The organism is Streptomyces sp. TBY4, from assembly GCF_024213195.1.
In the GTDB taxonomy this organism is placed as follows: Bacteria; Actinomycetota; Actinomycetes; order Streptomycetales; family Streptomycetaceae; genus Streptomyces.
On record NZ_JANAVF010000004.1, the window covers coordinates 20,653 to 36,474 of the forward strand.

At 71.3% G+C, this 15,822-nt stretch carries 15 protein-coding genes; 7 read left to right on the forward strand and 8 right to left on the reverse strand.

Annotated elements, in window-relative coordinates; all coding sequences use genetic code 11:
• Positions 1–39 precede the first annotated feature (39 nt).
• Entirely contained in the window at positions 40–1,431 is a 1,392-nt protein-coding gene (locus tag NLX94_RS10835) for a HAMP domain-containing sensor histidine kinase (protein ID WP_254382449.1), read from the reverse strand.
• Positions 1,424–2,116, reverse strand: a complete 693-nt coding sequence (locus NLX94_RS10840; protein ID WP_254382450.1) for a response regulator transcription factor — start codon at positions 2,114–2,116, stop codon at positions 1,424–1,426. Before NLX94_RS10840 ends, NLX94_RS10835 begins: the two co-directional genes overlap by 8 nt.
• A 616-nt stretch (positions 2,117–2,732) precedes the next feature.
• Here NLX94_RS10840 and groES point away from each other — a divergent pair.
• Positions 2,733–3,041: a co-chaperone GroES gene (gene groES, locus NLX94_RS10845; protein WP_008739621.1), complete on the forward strand. Its 309-nt coding sequence runs from the start codon at positions 2,733–2,735 to the stop codon at positions 3,039–3,041.
• A gap of 136 nt (positions 3,042–3,177) precedes the next feature.
• Positions 3,178–4,806: a chaperonin GroEL gene (gene groL, locus NLX94_RS10850; protein ID WP_254382451.1), complete on the forward strand. Its 1,629-nt coding sequence runs from the start codon at positions 3,178–3,180 to the stop codon at positions 4,804–4,806.
• 92 nt (positions 4,807–4,898) lie between these two features.
• Here groL and NLX94_RS10855 read toward each other — a convergent pair whose 3' ends face one another.
• The 3 genes from NLX94_RS10855 to NLX94_RS10865 all read right to left on the reverse strand — a co-directional run bounded on the left by NLX94_RS10855 (position 4,899) and on the right by NLX94_RS10865 (position 7,153).
• The gene (locus tag NLX94_RS10855; protein ID WP_254382452.1) at positions 4,899–5,594 is read right to left on the reverse strand and encodes an ester cyclase; all 696 of its coding nucleotides are present in this window, start codon (positions 5,592–5,594) and stop codon (positions 4,899–4,901) included.
• Between the two features lie 98 nt (positions 5,595–5,692).
• Positions 5,693–6,466: an SDR family oxidoreductase gene (locus NLX94_RS10860; protein WP_254382453.1), complete on the reverse strand. Its 774-nt coding sequence runs from the start codon at positions 6,464–6,466 to the stop codon at positions 5,693–5,695.
• A gap of 9 nt (positions 6,467–6,475) precedes the next feature.
• A complete protein-coding gene (locus NLX94_RS10865; protein WP_254382454.1) occupies positions 6,476–7,153 on the reverse strand; it encodes an MOSC domain-containing protein in 678 nt (225 codons plus the stop codon).
• A 79-nt stretch (positions 7,154–7,232) separates the two neighbouring features.
• Here NLX94_RS10865 and NLX94_RS10870 point away from each other — a divergent pair, with 79 nt between their 5' ends.
• Positions 7,233–8,144, forward strand: a complete 912-nt coding sequence (locus NLX94_RS10870) for a LysR family transcriptional regulator (protein WP_254382455.1) — start codon at positions 7,233–7,235, stop codon at positions 8,142–8,144.
• Positions 8,145–8,404: 260 nt separating this feature from the next.
• On the opposite strand, the gene NLX94_RS10875 is transcribed toward NLX94_RS10870, so the two are convergent.
• A complete protein-coding gene (locus NLX94_RS10875) occupies positions 8,405–8,740 on the reverse strand; it encodes a WhiB family transcriptional regulator (protein ID WP_250744119.1) in 336 nt (111 codons plus the stop codon).
• Positions 8,741–9,119: 379 nt separating this feature from the next.
• Between NLX94_RS10875 and NLX94_RS10880 the strand changes: the two genes are divergently transcribed.
• From NLX94_RS10880 to NLX94_RS10895, 4 genes are all read left to right on the forward strand, one after another.
• Complete coding sequence (locus NLX94_RS10880) at positions 9,120–9,731, forward strand: response regulator transcription factor (RefSeq protein WP_003948568.1); 612 nt, start codon at positions 9,120–9,122, stop codon at positions 9,729–9,731.
• 337 nt (positions 9,732–10,068) lie between these two features.
• Positions 10,069–10,698 carry a sigma-70 family RNA polymerase sigma factor gene (locus NLX94_RS10885; RefSeq protein WP_254382456.1) on the forward strand — a complete coding sequence of 210 codons (630 nt, stop codon included), beginning with the start codon at positions 10,069–10,071 and terminating at the stop codon, positions 10,696–10,698.
• A gap of 165 nt (positions 10,699–10,863) precedes the next feature.
• Complete coding sequence (guaB, locus tag NLX94_RS10890) at positions 10,864–12,369, forward strand: IMP dehydrogenase (RefSeq protein ID WP_254382457.1); 1,506 nt, start codon at positions 10,864–10,866, stop codon at positions 12,367–12,369.
• A gap of 154 nt (positions 12,370–12,523) precedes the next feature.
• A complete protein-coding gene (locus NLX94_RS10895) occupies positions 12,524–13,648 on the forward strand; it encodes a GuaB3 family IMP dehydrogenase-related protein (RefSeq protein ID WP_254382458.1) in 1,125 nt (374 codons plus the stop codon).
• A 77-nt stretch (positions 13,649–13,725) separates the two neighbouring features.
• On the opposite strand, the gene NLX94_RS10900 is transcribed toward NLX94_RS10895, so the two are convergent.
• Positions 13,726–14,274, reverse strand: a complete 549-nt coding sequence (locus tag NLX94_RS10900; protein ID WP_254382459.1) for a hypothetical protein — start codon at positions 14,272–14,274, stop codon at positions 13,726–13,728.
• Between the two features lie 149 nt (positions 14,275–14,423).
• Positions 14,424–15,653, reverse strand: a complete 1,230-nt coding sequence (locus NLX94_RS10905) for a nucleotide sugar dehydrogenase (RefSeq protein WP_254382460.1) — start codon at positions 15,651–15,653, stop codon at positions 14,424–14,426.
• Between the last annotated feature and the right edge of the window lie 169 nt (positions 15,654–15,822).

A 15,822-nucleotide genomic window follows, 5' to 3' on the forward strand; every position in this document is an offset into this window, starting at 1 on the left:
AGCGGTGCTGAAGAAGACCTGAGGGTCCTGAAGGCACCTTCAGGAGCCCGGGCGCCCCGGCACGCGCAGCACCAGCCGGGCGCCCCCGGCGGGCGCCGGGAGCGCGCGGACCTCACCGCCGTGCGCCCGGGCGATCTCCCGGGCGATGGCCAGCCCCAGACCGGTGCCGCCGCCGGCCCGGCCGCGGTCCGCGTCCAGCCGTACGAACCGCTCGAAGACCCGGTCCCGGTCGGCCTCCGGAATGCCCGGCCCGTCGTCCGTGACCTCCAGCAGCGCCCAGCCGTCCTCGGCCGAGGCCCGGACCACGACCCCCGTACGGGCGTACCGCAGGGCGTTGTCCACCAGGTTGGCCAGCGCCCGCTCCAGCCGCGCCGGATCCCCGGCGGCCGGTACGGGAGCCCGCGCGTCCAGCCGTAGCGGAACCCGGGGATCCGGGCGGCGGGCCGCGTCCTCGGCGGCCAGCAGCGCGAGGTCCACCGGCTCGCTGCGCGGCGCGGGCCCGCCGTCGAGGCGGGCCAGCAGGAGCAGATCGGCGGCGATCCGCTGGAGCCGCTCGGTATCGGCCAGCGCGGCCGCCACCGACTCCCGGTCGGGCTCCCGCAGCGCCACCTCCAGCCGGGACCGGACGGCCGCGAGGGGGTTGCGCAGTTCGTGCGAGGCGTCGGCGGTGAACTGCCGCTGCAGGGCGTCGCTGCGCTCCAGCCGGTCGAGGGTCGCGTTGACGGTCCGGGCCAGCTCCGCGATCTCGTCGGCGCCGCCCGGGTCCGGGACCCGCCGGTCCAGCTCGCTCGCGGTGACCGCCGCGAGCCCGGTGCGGATCGCGGTGACCGGGCGCAGCGCGTGGCCCGTCACCCACCAGGCCAGGGCCGCCGCGAAGGCGACCAGCGGGGGAGCGCCGGCCAGCAGGCCGAGCGCGACCGCCCGGTTGGCGTCGTCCACGTCGCCGAGCACGGTCGCGGCGTAGACGGTGTGCGGGTCGTGCGCCCCCGGCGGGCCCGGCGCGCCCACGGCGACCGCCACGCGCCGCTGCGCGCCGGGGCGCGCGGGCGGCAGGACGGCCGACCGCATGTCCTCGCCGGGCGAGAGGCGCAGCTCCGCGAGCTCCGGAGTGTCCTTCAGGTCCCCGCTGGTGGCCACGACCGCACCGGCCGCGTCCCGTACGAGGACCAGGTCGACGCCGTCCTCGGGCGCGGGTAGCCGGCCGCCGGCCGGGAGGTTCCCGGTGTCGAACTGGGCGGCCACCTTGCGGGCGGCGAGCTCGGTGCGGCCGGTGGTGTTCTCGATGAGGTTGGTGCGCAGCAGGGCGTAGAGCCACAGCCCGCCGGCGGCGAGGACGGCGGCCATCGCGAGGGCGGCGGCAGCGGCGGCGCGGGCGCGGAGGCTGCCCAGGCGGCGGGGCCGGGGGGCGCGCGCCGTCGGTGGCTCAGCCACCGTCCGGGGCCATCCGGTAGCCGGTGCCGTGCACGGTGAGGATCGAGCGGCGGCCGAAGGGGGCGTCGATCTTCCGGCGGAGCGAGGAGACGTAGACCTCGACGATGTTCGGGTCGATGCCGTGCGGGGTGTCCCAGACCTCGTCGAGGATGTCCTGCTTGGCGACGGCCCGGCCGGGCTGCTCCATCAGGCACCCCAGCACGCCGAGCTCACGGGCGGTCAGCTCGATCTCGTGCGTGCCGCGGCGGCAGCGGCGGCCCTGGGCGTCGAGCACGAGGTCACCGGCCTGCAGGACGCCCGGCCGGGCGCTGCTCTGGCCGGGGCCGGCGCGGCGGGTGAGCGCGCGGAGGCGGGCGGCGAGGACGACGAAGGAGAACGGCTTCGTCAGGTAGTCGTCCGCCCCCGAGTCCAGCCCCTCGGCCTCGTCGTACTCGCCGTCCTTGGCGGTCAGCATCAGGACGGGGGTGGTGAAGCCGTGGGACCGCATCCGGGTGCAGATCTCGTAGCCCGAGAGGCCGGGGAGCATCAGGTCCAGGAGGACCACGTCGTACGGGCCTCCGGTGAGGGCCAGGTCCAGTCCGCGGTGGCCGTCGTGGGCGAGGTCGACCCAGTGGCCGTCGGCGGAGAGGCCGCGCCGCAGTGAATCGGCGAGGCTGACTTCGTCTTCGACGACCAGGATCCGCATGCACCAAGCCTCACATACCGGGCATGCCTTCTTGACGCGGAGCTCGCACCGCTGCGCCGGACTCCGTCCGGCGGTGGCCGGTCGGCGCTGCCGCCATCGCCGTCCCGGCACGGGCCCGGTGGGCGGGTGCGGGTGGGCTGCCCTGCGGGGCTGGGTCCCCTACCCGCCCTTCCACCGTTCCCCGGGCGCTGCCCGGACCCGCGCCTCAAACGCCGGCGGGGCTGGGTGTGTCCCCGGGCGCAGCCCGGACCCCGGTCCTCAAGCGCCGGACGGCTGGATTGTCCAGACGGCCGGCGTTCACGGGCAGGCCGAGGTCGGCCAAATCCAGCCTCGCCGGCGTTTGAGGCGCAGGGGTCCGGGGACTGGTCCCCGGCAGTGGTGCCGCGCGTTCGCGGGGGTTTCGGGGGCGCCCCGAGGCGGCCCCGGCTGCGAAACCAGCGGCGCGTATTGGCACTCCGCTTGACCGAGTGCTAATCCCCGGAATAGTCTCGCGTCTGGCACTCGCCCCTGGTGAGTGCCAACCCTGCGACAGGTTGATCCGGCACCCGCGACGACGGATCGACACAGTCGCCACCCAGACAATTAACTCCGGATCTCCGAAGCGGAAGGTCAGATCGTGACGACCACCAGCTCCAAGGTTGCCATCAAGCCGCTCGAGGACCGCATTGTGGTCCAGCCGCTCGACGCCGAGCAGACCACGGCCTCTGGCCTGGTCATCCCGGACACCGCGAAGGAGAAGCCCCAGGAGGGCGTCGTCCTCGCGGTGGGCCCGGGTCGCTTCGAGGACGGCCAGCGTCTCCCGCTGGACGTCACCGTCGGCGACGTCGTCCTGTACTCCAAGTACGGCGGCACCGAAGTGAAGTACAACGGCGAGGAGTACCTCGTCCTCTCGGCCCGCGACGTGCTCGCGATCGTCGAGAAGTAATCACTTCTCCAGTTTTGCTGTGAGCTACGCCCCTGGTCACCCCTGCTGATGCCGGGCGGCGAGGGGCGTAGTTCGTATCTGACAGGCGGTCGCGGTGAGCGGCCGGGGATAGCAACGAGAGGGCTGAACCGCTCCCATGCCGAAGATTCTCAAGTTTGACGAGGACGCCCGTCGCGCCCTTGAGCGTGGCGTCAACAAGCTTGCCGACACCGTCAAGGTGACGATCGGTCCCAAGGGCCGCAACGTCGTCATCGACAAGAAGTTCGGCGCTCCCACCATCACGAACGACGGTGTCACCATCGCGCGTGAGGTCGAGCTCGACGACCCGTACGAGAACCTTGGCGCGCAGCTCGTCAAGGAGGTCGCGACCAAGACCAACGACGTCGCGGGTGACGGCACCACCACCGCCACCGTCCTGGCGCAGGCGCTGGTCCGCGAGGGTCTGCGCAACGTCGCCGCGGGTGCTTCCCCGGCCGCCCTGAAGAAGGGCATCGACGCCGCCGTCAAGGCCGTCTCCGACGAGCTCCTGGCGACCGCCCGTCCGATCGAGGACAAGTCCGACATCGCCGCCGTGGCCGCGCTCTCCGCGCAGGACCAGCAGGTCGGTGACCTCATCGCCGAGGCGATGGACAAGGTCGGCAAGGACGGTGTCATCACCGTCGAGGAGTCCAACGCCTTCGGCCTGGAGCTCGAGTTCACCGAGGGCATGGCCTTCGACAAGGGCTACCTGTCCCCGTACATGGTCTCCGACCAGGAGCGTATGGAGGCCATCCTCGATGACCCGTACATCCTGATCAACCAGGGCAAGATCTCCTCCATCCAGGACCTGCTGCCGCTGCTGGAGAAGGTCATCCAGGCCGGCGCCTCCAAGCCGCTCCTGATCATCGCCGAGGACGTCGAGGGCGAGGCGCTCTCCACCCTCGTCGTCAACAAGATCCGTGGCACCTTCAACGCCGTCGCCGTCAAGGCGCCCGGCTTCGGTGACCGCCGCAAGGCGATGCTGCAGGACATGGCCACCCTCACCGGTGCCACCGTCATCGCCGAGGAGGTCGGCCTCAAGCTCGACCAGGCCGGTCTGGACGTCCTGGGCTCCGCCCGCCGCGTCACGATCTCCAAGGACGGCACCACCATCGTCGACGGTGGCGGCTCCTCCGACGAGGTCCTCGGCCGCGTCAACCAGATCAAGGCCGAGATCGAGTCCACCGACTCGGACTGGGACCGCGAGAAGCTGCAGGAGCGCCTGGCGAAGCTCGCCGGCGGCGTCTGCGTCATCAAGGTCGGCGCCGCCACCGAGGTGGAGCTCAAGGAGAAGAAGCACCGTCTCGAGGACGCCATCTCGGCGACCCGCGCCGCGGTCGAGGAGGGCATCGTCTCCGGCGGTGGCTCCGCTCTCGTCCACGCCGTGAAGGTGCTCGAGGGCAACCTCGGCCTGTCGGGCGACGAGGCCACCGGTGTCGCGGTCGTGCGCCGCGCCGCCGTCGAGCCGCTGCGCTGGATCGCCGAGAACGCCGGCCTCGAGGGCTACGTCATCACCTCGAAGGTCGCCGAGCTCGAGAAGGGCCAGGGCTTCAACGCCGCCACCGGCGAGTACGGCGACCTGGTCAAGGCCGGCGTCATCGACCCGGTCAAGGTCACCCGCTCCGCGCTGGAGAACGCCGCTTCCATCGCCTCCCTGCTGCTCACGACCGAGACCCTGGTCGTCGAGAAGCCGGCCGACGAAGAGGCCGACGCCGGTCACGGCCACGGTCACGGCCACAGCCACTGACCTCGTCAGTCGGTACGAAGCACGGCAAAGCCCCGGTCACCGCTGCCAAGCGGTGGTGACCGGGGCTTTGCCCTGTGCTGCCCGCCGCAGGGCTACGGCTGCATCGCGCCGATTTCCTTCATCAGGCGCATGGCGTCGTAGTGCCACCAGCCTTCCTTGATCATGCCGTCCTCGCACCGGAAGACCGTCGTGCCGGTCATCGTGCAGGTCTTCCCGGTCGGGGCGATCCCCATGAACTCGCCCTTGTGCGTGCCGGTCATCGTCCACAGGGTGGTGACGTAGTCGTCCTGCGCCATCTGGGCGTCGCGGGTGAAGGTGAAGTCGAAGGCCGCGCGCCACATCGTGGTGTCCTCGTGGATGGCTCCGCGTCCGATCTTGTCCACGGGGTTGCTGATGTCGTGGTCGTGGTAGTCGGCCGCGAAGATCTCGTCGACGACGGACATGTCGCCCTTCATCGCGATGTCGTCGAACATGCGGTTCACGAGCAGGGTGTTGAGGTGCTCGTCCCGTACGACGTCCAGGTTGGTGAACTTGGGCATGCCTTCGCAGAGCGCCACCATCTCCTGGAACATCCGGTCCGTCTCCGGGAGTTGAGAGTTCTTCATGGCGGCTTCGTACGACTCGAACTCGACGACGTCCACGAAGTGGGTCTTGGATTCGCGGTCCTGTGCGAGGCGGCTGGCGAGCACCGTGCGCCTGCCCTGCGTCTGCTCCACGTAGCGGTCGAGGAGGTCGTTGACCGCCTCGGGCTGGGTGGTTTCGTAATCGACTATCTGTACGAATGTCATGGCGTCTCCCGCGCTGGATGGGACACATTCAGTCTAGGGAGATTTCACCCATATGCCTCGTTTACCCGCTGGTCACTGCGGTCGGTGGCGGTGGTTGGTCACTGGGGCCCGTACTTGCGCCCCGTCCGCGAGGACACCCCGCCCAGCAGCCCGCGCGGGGCCACCTTCACCAGGCCCATCAGCGCCTTGTACCGCGGGTCCGGGATCGACACCGTCCTGCCCCGCGCCAGATCGGCCAGGGCCGCCGCCACCAGCTTGTCGGCATCGAGCCACATCCAGCCGGGGATGTTGTCCGTGCCCATGCCCGCCCGCTGGTGGAACTCGGTGCGCACGAAGCCCGGGCACAGCGCCATCAGCCGTACGCCCGAGCCGGCCAGGTCCTTGGCCGCGCCCTGGGTGAACTGCACGACCCAGGCCTTGCTCGCCCCGTAGGTGCCGCGCGGCAGGAAGGCGGCCACCGAGGCCACGTTGATCACGCCGCCGCGCCCGCGCGAGCGCATCGGCTCCACGGCCGCCGAGGTCAGCCGCAGCACGGCCTCGATGTGGACCTTCAGCATGGTGAGCTCGTCGGCCATGGAGACTTCGAGGTAGCGGCCCTTGTTGCCGAAGCCCGCGTTGTTCACCAGCAGGTCCACCGGGTGCTTGCGGTCGCCGAGCCGTTCCTCGACCGCCGAGATGCCCTCCTCGGTGGAGAGGTCCGCGGTCAGCACCTCGGCCTCGATGCCGTGCCGGTCGTGCAGTTCGGTGGCCTGCTCCCCGAGCCGCTTCGTGTCCCGGGCCACCAGGACGAGGTTGTGTCCCTCGGCGGCGAGCCGCCGGGCGAAGGCGGCGCCGATGCCCGCCGTGGATCCCGTAATCAACGCAGTCGTCATAGGCGCAACCTAGCCGTCCTGGTTCCCGTACTTCTCCACATGGGCCAACGCCTTGTCCCGAGCCTCCGGTTCCAGTGCGTCACCCGCCGCCAGCGTGCGCGGCAGCAGCCCGCGCTCGGTGGTGAAGGCGCGGAACCAGAACGCCACCGTCACCTCGTGGTCCGGACGGTGCACGACCTCGATGGTGTCGCCGGGGGAGACCGAACCCTCCTGGAGGACCCGCAGGTAGGCGCCCGGGCGGGCCTCCTGGGTGAACCGCCTGACCCAGGCCTTCTCGCCGAGGATCCCCTGGAAGGTCCGGCACGGGATGCGGGCCGAGGCCACCTCCAGGAGCAGATCGGGGCCCACCCGCCAGCGCTCGCCGAGCAGGGCGCCGTTCACGTCGATGCCGGAGGTGGTGAAGTTCTCGCCGAAGGTCCCGCCGGGCAGTTCGCGGCCGAGCTCGCGCTCCCACCACTCCAGGTCCTCGCGGGCGTACGCGTACACGGCCTGGTGGTCGCCGCCGTGATGGCGCAGGTGGCAGACGTCGTCGCCTTCGACGCCGCTCGCGCCGACGCCCTTGGGGCCCGGCGCGAAGACCCGTACGGGGCCCGGCGCCGGAATCTTGCCGTGACCGGTCAGCCCGTCCGGGGAGTCGGTGTAGTCGACGGCCGTCGCGCGGCCGAGGTTCACGGAGATCAGGTGCATGGCATCACGCTAGCGGAATCACCTCAAAGGAGTCGGGGATTATTGGCACCGACATCAAAGCGTCCCTTATGCTCGAAGGGTGATCGAGGCACGCCACCTCCGAGTTCTGCGCGCTGTCGCCGGAACCGGGTCCTTCTCCGCCGCCGCCCGCGAGCTCGGCTGTACGCAGCCGGCCGTCTCCCAGCAGATGAAGGCGCTGGAACAGTCCGCCGGCACCCCGCTGCTGATCCGCACCGGGCGCGAGATGCGCCTCACCCAGGCCGGTGAGGCGCTGGTCCGGCATGCCGCCGGGATCCTCGCCGGGCTGACGGCCGCGGAGGAGGAGGTCGCGGCGATCGCCGGGCTGCGGGCCGGCCGGGTCCGGCTGGTCTCCTTCCCCAGCGGCAGTTCCACGCTGGTGCCGACCGCGCTCGCGGCGATGCGCGCCGAGCATCCGGGGACCCGGATCTCGCTGGTCGAGGCGGAGCCGCCGCGTTCGGTGGAGATGCTGCGCGAGGGGGACTGCGATCTCGCGCTGGCCTTCCGCTACGGAGGCGCGTCCGGATCGGCGGCCGATTCGGTGGCCGAGTGGGAGGACCTCGTGGTCCGGCCGCTGCTCACCGACCGGCTCGTCGGACTGGTTCCCGAGGGGCACCGGCTGGCGGGCGCGGAGCGGGTGGGCATGGCGGAGCTGGCCGACGAGCCCTGGATCGCGGGTTGTCCGCGCTGCCGCCGCCATCTGGTGGAGGTGTGCGAGGGCGTCGGCTTCACCCCGCGCATCGACTTCGCCACCGACGACTACCCGGCCGTGGTCGGCCTGGTCGGGGCCGGGCTCGGGGTCGCGGTGCTGCCGGAGCTCGCGGTGGAGTCCGTACGGGCCAAGGGTGTGAGCACCCTCGTCGTGGAACCGGCTGTCGAGCGGGAGGTCGTCGCGCTGACCCTGCCCGACCTGGCCCGGGTCCCGGCGGTGGCCGCGACCCTGGCCCAGCTGGAGCGGGCCGCCCGGCGCTGAGCCGCCCCGCGGCCGGACGGGGCCGCGGTCGGGCGGACCCGCGGCCGGACGGGGCCGCGGTCGGACGGACCCGCGGCCGGACGGGGCCGCGGTCGGACGGACCCGCGGCCGGACGGGGCCGCCACGCGAAGGGCCGTACGGCGGTACGGCCGGTCGGGTGGCAGCCCGGTCCGGTACGGGACACGCCCGTGCGTGCCGGTGCTGTGCGTGCTCCCGAGCAGCGGAGAAACGTTCCTTCGGTCGTTTCGTGCGCAGACCGCTCAGTGCGGAGCGATCGGCGTGCTCGGCCCGATCGCGGTCGTCGCCGGGATCAGGCGATGGCGTGCGCGGCCCATCAGTTCTTCGCGTTCGTCCTCGGTGAGGCCGCCCCACACCCCGTAGGGCTCGCGGACGGCGAGTGCGTGCGCGGCGCATTCAGAACGCACCGGGCATCGCATGCAGACCTCTTTAGCCGAGGTCTCGCGCGCGCTCCTGGCCGCGCCCCGCTCGCCTTCCGGGTGGAAGAAGAGGGAGCTGTCGACCCCGCGACAGGCAGCCAGCAGCTGCCAGTCCCAGAGGTCGGCGTTCGGTCCGGGGAGGCGGGAGAAATCTGCCATTGGTAGTCCTCTTGGTGCCGGTACTGAGGCGGATACGGTCCATGTCTCCACACCTACTGTCGTAGTAGATGTAAATATGACTCATTGGGAATCTAGCCTCAGACATGCGCCAAACGGAAGGAAAGCCGCCAAATAGGGCATACCGTCATCTGGAGGACACGCGAAGAGTGGCACCCGCCTCGTGTTCGCTTCCTCACGTAGAGTGCCGAAGGTGTCCGTCCGACCCGTAACTCTTTCGAGTGACCATCGTTGAGAGTGCGAAGGCGGTTGAACCAAGAAGTTCTCGGACAGGTGTCCGGGGGCATCGACCGCACAGGTGACGATACGTACCAGCCTGGAGGCTCAAGGTGACGCGCATCAGCAGCTGCGGAGGGCGGTCATGACATCCGTCCTCGTCTGCGACGACTCCCCGCTTGCCCGAGAGGCGCTCCGTCGCGCGGTTGCCACCGTGCCCGGCGTCGAGCGTGTGACGACGGCTGCCAACGGCGAGGAAGTCCTCCGCCGCTGGGGTGCCGACCGTTCCGATCTGATTCTGATGGATGTACGGATGCCCGGGCTCGGCGGTGTGGAGACGGTTCGCCGGCTGCTCTCGGCCGACCCCGGCGCCCGCATCATCATGCTGACGGTCGCCGAGGACCTGGACGGCGTGGCCCTCGCGGTCGCCGCCGGCGCCCGCGGGTACCTGCACAAGGACGCCTCGCGCGCCGAACTGCGGGCCACGGTCACCCAGGCCCTCGCCGACCCGACCTGGAGGCTGGCCCCGCGCCGGCTCCGCTCGGCCGAGATGGGCGCCGCGCCCACGCTCACCGCGCGCGAGATCCAGGTGCTGGAGGGCATGAGCCACGGCCGGTCCAATGCGGAGATCGGGCGCGAGCTCTTCCTCTCCGAGGACACGGTCAAGACGCACGCCCGCCGGCTGTTCAAGAAGCTGGGCGCGTCCGACCGGGCGCACGCCGTGGCGCTCGGGTTCCGCTGGGGCCTGGTCCGCTGACCGCGCGACCGCCGGCCCTCACCGGCCGGCGGTGCCGCCCTCCGGAATCTCCCGCCGCCCGATCCGCCGCACCCTGGTGCGCGCCGGGGATTGACGGTGCACAATCCGGGGGACGTGTCGCTTCGGGCGCGATGCCGCATGCTTGAGGGTGTGGCGCATCCTGAGATGTCGCCGCGGGGACGATTCGGCCGAGCGGGAGGGGAGGGGCCAGAGCATGAGTTCCGGTGCACCCACCCCGCACAATCCGTCGACGCACGACGCCTCGACGCATAACGCTTCGACGTACAACACGGGCCGCGGTGCCACGAATGCCCCGGCGCCAAGGCACCATGGATTGATGCGCGACGACGAGGCCCCGGGGTCACCCGCGACCACAGGCGGCAGCGGCGCCTCCCGGAACAGCGGGGACGGTACCGTCAGCGCGCTCGTACGCCGTGCGGTGGAAGGCGACGAGCAGGCCACCCACGATCTGCTCGCCTTCGTGCACCCCCTCGCCATCCGTTACTGCCGCTCCCGCCTGTCGAGGCTCCCGGGTGACGCTCGTCACTTCGTGGAGGACCTGGCGCAGGAGGTCTGCGTCGCCGTCCTGATGGCCCTGCCGCGCTACCGCGACACCGGGCGCCCCTTCGAGGCGTTCGTCTTCGCCATCGCCGCGCACAAGGTCGCCGATCTCCAGCGGGCCGCCATGCGCCATCCGGGCAGTACGGCCGTGCCCTCCGACGAGATGCCGGAGCGGCCCGACGACTCGCTGGGTCCGGAGGAGCGCGCCCTGCTGAGCAGCGACGCCGCCTGGGCCAAGAAGCTGCTCGCCAACCTTCCGGAGAACCAGCGCGAGCTCCTCGTCCTGCGCGTGGCCGTCGGCCTGACGGCCGAGGAGACCGGGCAGATGCTCGGCATGTCCCCCGGGGCGGTGCGCGTCGCCCAGCACCGGGCGCTGAGCCGGCTCCGCGCGCTCGCCGAGCAGTAGGCCGTACGCCGAGCAGTAGGCCGTACGCCGAGCGGTTGGCCCGTACGGCGGTTTTTCCCGTAGGAAGATACGAATCTTGGCATCGATCTTCGTCGTGGAATGAGAGGCGTCGGGATCCCGTTAGCATGGACATCCGCGCTGAGCAAGACCATCTTGGAAGGTGTCATGACTGTGAACGCCGACGGAGTGCCCGACAAATTCGCCACGCTCGGCCTCACTTATGACGATGTGCTGCTGCTGCCGGGCTCGTCGGACATGTCCCCGGACGCCATCGACACGTCCTCGCTCATCTCCCGCAACGTCCGTGTGAACGTCCCGCTGCTCTCCGCCGCCATGGACAAGGTCACCGAGGCCCGGATGGCCATCGCGATGGCCCGCCAGGGCGGCGTCGGCGTCCTGCACCGCAACCTCTCCATCGCCGACCAGGCCAACCAGGTGGACCTGGTCAAGCGCTCCGAGTCCGGCATGGTCACCGACCCGATCACGGTGCACCCCGACGCGACCCTGCGCGAGGCCGACGAGCTGTGCGCCAAGTTCCGGATCTCCGGCGTGCCGGTCACCGACCCGGCGGGCAAGCTGCTCGGCATCGTCACCAACCGCGACATGGCCTTCGAGTCGGACCGCAGCCGCCAGGTGCGCGAGGTCATGACCCCGATGCCGCTGGTCACGGGCAAGGTGGGCATCTCCGGCGTGGACGCCATGGAGCTGCTGCGCCGCCACAAGATCGAGAAGCTGCCGCTCGTCGACGAGTCCGGCATCCTCAAGGGCCTCATCACGGTCAAGGACTTCGTCAAGGCCGAGAAGTACCCGAACGCCGCCAAGGACAAGGACGGCCGGCTGCTCGTCGGCGCGGCCGTCGGTGTCGCGGGCGACGCCTACGAGCGGGCCCAGGCCCTGATCGAGGCGGGCGCCGACTTCATCGTCGTCGACACCGCCCACGGCCACTCCCGCCTCGTCGGTGACATGGTCTCCAAGATCAAGTCGAACTCGACGGTCGACGTCATCGGCGGCAACATCGCCACCCGCGACGGCGCCCAGGCCCTCATCGACGCCGGCTGCGACGGCATCAAGGTCGGCGTCGGCCCCGGCTCCATCTGCACCACCCGCGTGGTCGCCGGCATCGGCGTCCCGCAGGTCACCGCGATCTACGAGGCCTCGCTCGCCGCCAAGGCGGCCGGCGTCCCGGTCATCGGCGACGGCGGCCTGCAGTACTCCGGCGACATCGCGAAGGCGCTCGTCGCGGGCGCCGACACGGTGATGCTCGGCTCGCTGCTCGCGGGCTGCGAGGAGTCCCCGGGCGAGCTGCTCTTCATCAACGGCAAGCAGTTCAAGTCGTACCGCGGCATGGGCTCGCTCGGCGCGATGCAGTCCCGCGGCGACCGCAAGTCCTTCTCCAAGGACCGCTACTTCCAGGAGGGCGTGGGCGGCGACGACAAGCTCATCCCCGAGGGCATCGAGGGCCAGGTCCCGTACCGCGGCCCGCTCTCCGCGGTCGTGCACCAGCTCGTCGGCGGCCTGCGCCAGTCGATGTTCTACGTCGGCGGCCGCACGGTGCCGGAGCTCCAGGACCGGGGCCGGTTCGTCCGGATCACCTCGGCCGGGCTCAAGGAGAGCCACCCGCACGACATCCAGATGACGGTCGAGGCGCCGAACTACAGCCGCAAGGGCTGATCGGGGCAGCTTCCAGCAGCTCAGAGGGGCGGGCCCGGACGGGTCCGCCCCTCCTGCGTGCCCGGTGCGTGCGTCCGTACAGCGGTCACCGGAACGCGGCGCGCCGGGGTTCGGGGATACTGGACGGGCAGACCCACAGGAAAGGCCACCACACGTGACTGAGATCGAGATCGGGCGCGGCAAGCGCGGCCGCAGGGCGTACGCGTTCGATGACATCGCCATCGTCCCCAGCCGCCGTACCCGGGACCCGAAGGAGGTCTCGATCGCCTGGCAGATCGACGCCTACCGCTTCGAGCTCCCGTTCCTGGCCGCCCCCATGGACTCGGTCGTCTCCCCGCAGACCGCCATCCGCATCGGCGAGCTCGGCGGCCTCGGCGTGCTGAACCTCGAGGGCCTGTGGACCCGCTACGAGGACCCGCAGCCGCTGCTCGACGAGATCGCGGAGCTGGACGAGGCGTCCGCCACCCGCCGCCTCCAGGAGATCTACTCCGCCCCGATCCAGGCGGACCTGATCCGGCAGCGCATCAAGGAGGTGCGCGACTCCGGTGTCGTCACCGCCGCCGCGCTCTCCCCGCAGCGCACGGCCGAGTTCTCCAAGGCCGTCGTCGACGCGGGCGTGGACATCTTCGTGATCCGCGGCACCACCGTGTCGGCGGAGCACGTCTCCGGCGCCGCCGAGCCGCTGAACCTCAAGCAGTTCATCTACGAGCTCGACGTCCCGGTCATCGTGGGCGGCTGCGCCACCTACACCGCGGCCCTGCACCTGATGCGCACCGGCGCGGCCGGTGTCCTGGTCGGCTTCGGCGGCGGCGCCGCGCACACCACGCGCAACGTCCTCGGCATCCAGGTCCCGATGGCCACCGCCGTCGCCGACGTGGCCGCGGCCCGCCGCGACTACATGGACGAGTCCGGCGGCCGCTACGTGCACGTCATCGCCGACGGCGGCGTGGGCTGGTCCGGCGACATCCCGAAGGCCGTCGCCTGCGGCGCCGACGCCGTGATGATGGGCTCCCCGCTGGCCCGTGCCACGGACGCGCCCGGCAAGGGCAACCACTGGGGCATGGAGGCCGTCCACGAGGACGTGCCGCGCGGCAAGAAGGTCGACCTCGGCACGGTCGGCACCACCGAGGAGATCCTCACCGGCCCGTCGCACTCCCCGGACGGCTCGATGAACATCTTCGGCGCGCTGCGCCGCTCGATGGCCACCACCGGCTACAGCGAGCTCAAGGAGTTCCAGCGGGTCGAGGTCACCATCGCGGACTCGCAGCACAGCCGCTGACACCCGTCACGCACCGCCTGAGGCCCGGCTCCCCCTGTGGGGAGCCGGGCCTCAGGCATGTGCCGGGTACGACGGGGTCAGGCGGCCTTGCGGGCCGACTGGAAGGCGGTGTAACCGCCGACGGCGAGGAAGAGGTACGTCATCGGGCCCGACGTCTCCTTCCAGGCGTCGACGAGCAGGGACGTGCCGAGGCTGACGACGTCCATGGTGCTCACGCCGAGCTGGTCAGCGCCGATCATCGCGATGCCGAAGAGCTGGCCGGCGAAGACGGCCGCCAGTGAGAGCAGGGCGCTGAGCACCGGCAGGAGCGGGTTGCTGCCGCCGAGCTTGCCGGCGGCGAAGCCGACAGCGGCGCCGACGGCGACGGCCGCGAAGCCGATCTGGTACTCGGTCAGGCCGATGATCGTGCCGTAGACGGCCGCGGTGACCAGGGCGGCGCCCACGGCGGCGGCGATGCCGAGGCCCACGTTGGCGGGGCGCGCCGGGGCGGGGGCCTGCGCCTGGAGGAAGTCGGCTCCGGACGGGCCGGGGTACGGGGTCAGGAAGTCGGCCCCGGACGGGCCGGGGGCCGGGGCCGCGGAGGCGGGCGTGGAATCGGGCGCGGGCTGCTGGAACTGCTGGCTCATGGAGAAATCCCCCCCAGGGATGCGTGGGCACACGGGCCCGCACGGCTGACGTGGGGGTGTATGCGCGAGATAAGTCGCCGCAGGCTAGCAGCAGGCTGCGACATCCATGGAGGGGTTTCGGGCGGGCGGACCGTGCGTGCGGGGGCTCTTCAGAGGCGGTGCGCGGCGCCCGCCGGGCTGGCGCCCCGGGTGTCCAGGAGCAACTGGGCCTTCACCGCCAGGCCTTGCAGGTCGTACGTGCGGTGGTGCTGGAGCAGGATCGTCAGATCGGCGTTGGCGGCGGCCTCGTACAACGATTCGGCGCGGGGGACCGGCTGGTCCCTGACGCGCCACCCGGCGATGTACGGGTCGTGGTAGCTGATCAGGGCGCCGAGGTCGAGGAGGCGGCTGGCGATCTCGCGGGCCGGGGAGCCCTCCTGGTCGGCGAGGTCCGGCTTGTAGGTGACGCCCAGGAGGAGGACGCGGGCGCCGCGCGCGGACTTGCCGTGCTCGTTGAGCAGGGTGGCGCTGCGCTGGATGACGTACTGCGGCATCCGGTCGTTGATCTCCTGCGCCAGGCCGACCATGCGCAGCGGGTGGCCCGGGGTGCGGGTGGTGTGGGGGAGGTAGTTGGGGTCGAGGGGGACTCCGTGGCCGCCGACCCCGGGGCCGGGGCGGAAGGCCTGGAACCCGTACGGCTTGGTCTCGGCGCACCGGATGACGTCCCACAGGTCCACGCCGAGGTCGTGGCAGAGCACGGCCATCTCGTTCATGAGGGCGATGTTGACGTGCCGGTAGTTCGTCTCGAGGAGCTGGACCGTCTCCGCCTCGCGTAGGCCGCGGGCGCGGACCACCTTCTCGGTGAGGCGGGCGTAGAAGGCGTGCGCGGACTCGGTGCAGGCGGGGGTGAGGCCGCCGATGACCTTGGGGGTGTTGGAGATGCCGTGCGTGCGGTTGCCGGGGTCGAGGCGGCTGGGGGAGTAGGCCAGGTGGAAGTCCCGGCCGGCGCGCAGGCGGGAGCCCGATTCGAGGATCGGGCGCAGGTAGTCCTCGGTGACCCCGGGGTGGGCCGCCGATTCGAGGATCACGGTGGTGTGCGGGCGCAGTCGGGCGGCGAGCGTGCGGCCCGCCTCGCCGACCGCGGACAGGTCGAGTGCGCGGTCCGCGCCGAGCTGGGTGGGGGCGCAGATGACGGCGGTGCGGACCCGGCCGAGTTCGGCGGGGTTGGTGGTGACCCGGAAGCCGGCTGCCGACATGCGGCGGATCTCGGCGGCGGTGAGGGTGGAGTCCGTCGCCGGACCGCTGTCGTAGCCGACCGTCTCGATCCCGGCGGCCACGGCTGCCTGGGCGAGCGGGAGGCCGAGATGGCCGAGTCCGATGACGGCGAGATCTGCGGGCATGGGGGTGCCGTCCCTTCCCTTCCCTGACTTGCATGAGGGGGCGGAGCGCGCAAGTCCTGTGGAGGAGGAGAGCTGGCGCAATGTCAGACTAGGCGTATATATGACAGATATGTCGCATTCGGGGGTGATGGCCGTCCTCGTGTTATCCACAGGCGGTGGCTGATGTGGG

What these genes read in the sequence shown, in the direction of transcription:
- NLX94_RS10860 (WP_254382453.1), bottom strand. Translation starts at nt 6,466, where the DNA reads ATGACGACTGCGTTGATTACGGGATCCACGGCGGGCATCGGCGCCGCC.
- NLX94_RS10885 (WP_254382456.1), top strand. Translation starts at nt 10,069, where the DNA reads ATGCGCGACGACGAGGCCCCGGGGTCACCCGCGACCACAGGCGGCAGC.
- NLX94_RS10865 (WP_254382454.1), bottom strand. Translation starts at nt 7,153, where the DNA reads ATGCACCTGATCTCCGTGAACCTCGGCCGCGCGACGGCCGTCGACTAC.
- NLX94_RS10855 (WP_254382452.1), bottom strand. Translation starts at nt 5,594, where the DNA reads ATGACATTCGTACAGATAGTCGATTACGAAACCACCCAGCCCGAGGCG.
- NLX94_RS10905 (WP_254382460.1), bottom strand. Translation starts at nt 15,653, where the DNA reads ATGCCCGCAGATCTCGCCGTCATCGGACTCGGCCATCTCGGCCTCCCG.
- groL (WP_254382451.1), top strand. Translation starts at nt 3,178, where the DNA reads ATGCCGAAGATTCTCAAGTTTGACGAGGACGCCCGTCGCGCCCTTGAG.
- NLX94_RS10875 (WP_250744119.1), bottom strand. Translation starts at nt 8,740, where the DNA reads ATGGCAGATTTCTCCCGCCTCCCCGGACCGAACGCCGACCTCTGGGAC.
- NLX94_RS10880 (WP_003948568.1), top strand. Translation starts at nt 9,120, where the DNA reads ATGACATCCGTCCTCGTCTGCGACGACTCCCCGCTTGCCCGAGAGGCG.
- guaB (WP_254382457.1), top strand. Translation starts at nt 10,864, where the DNA reads ATGACTGTGAACGCCGACGGAGTGCCCGACAAATTCGCCACGCTCGGC.
- NLX94_RS10840 (WP_254382450.1), bottom strand. Translation starts at nt 2,116, where the DNA reads ATGCGGATCCTGGTCGTCGAAGACGAAGTCAGCCTCGCCGATTCACTG.
- NLX94_RS10900 (WP_254382459.1), bottom strand. Translation starts at nt 14,274, where the DNA reads ATGAGCCAGCAGTTCCAGCAGCCCGCGCCCGATTCCACGCCCGCCTCC.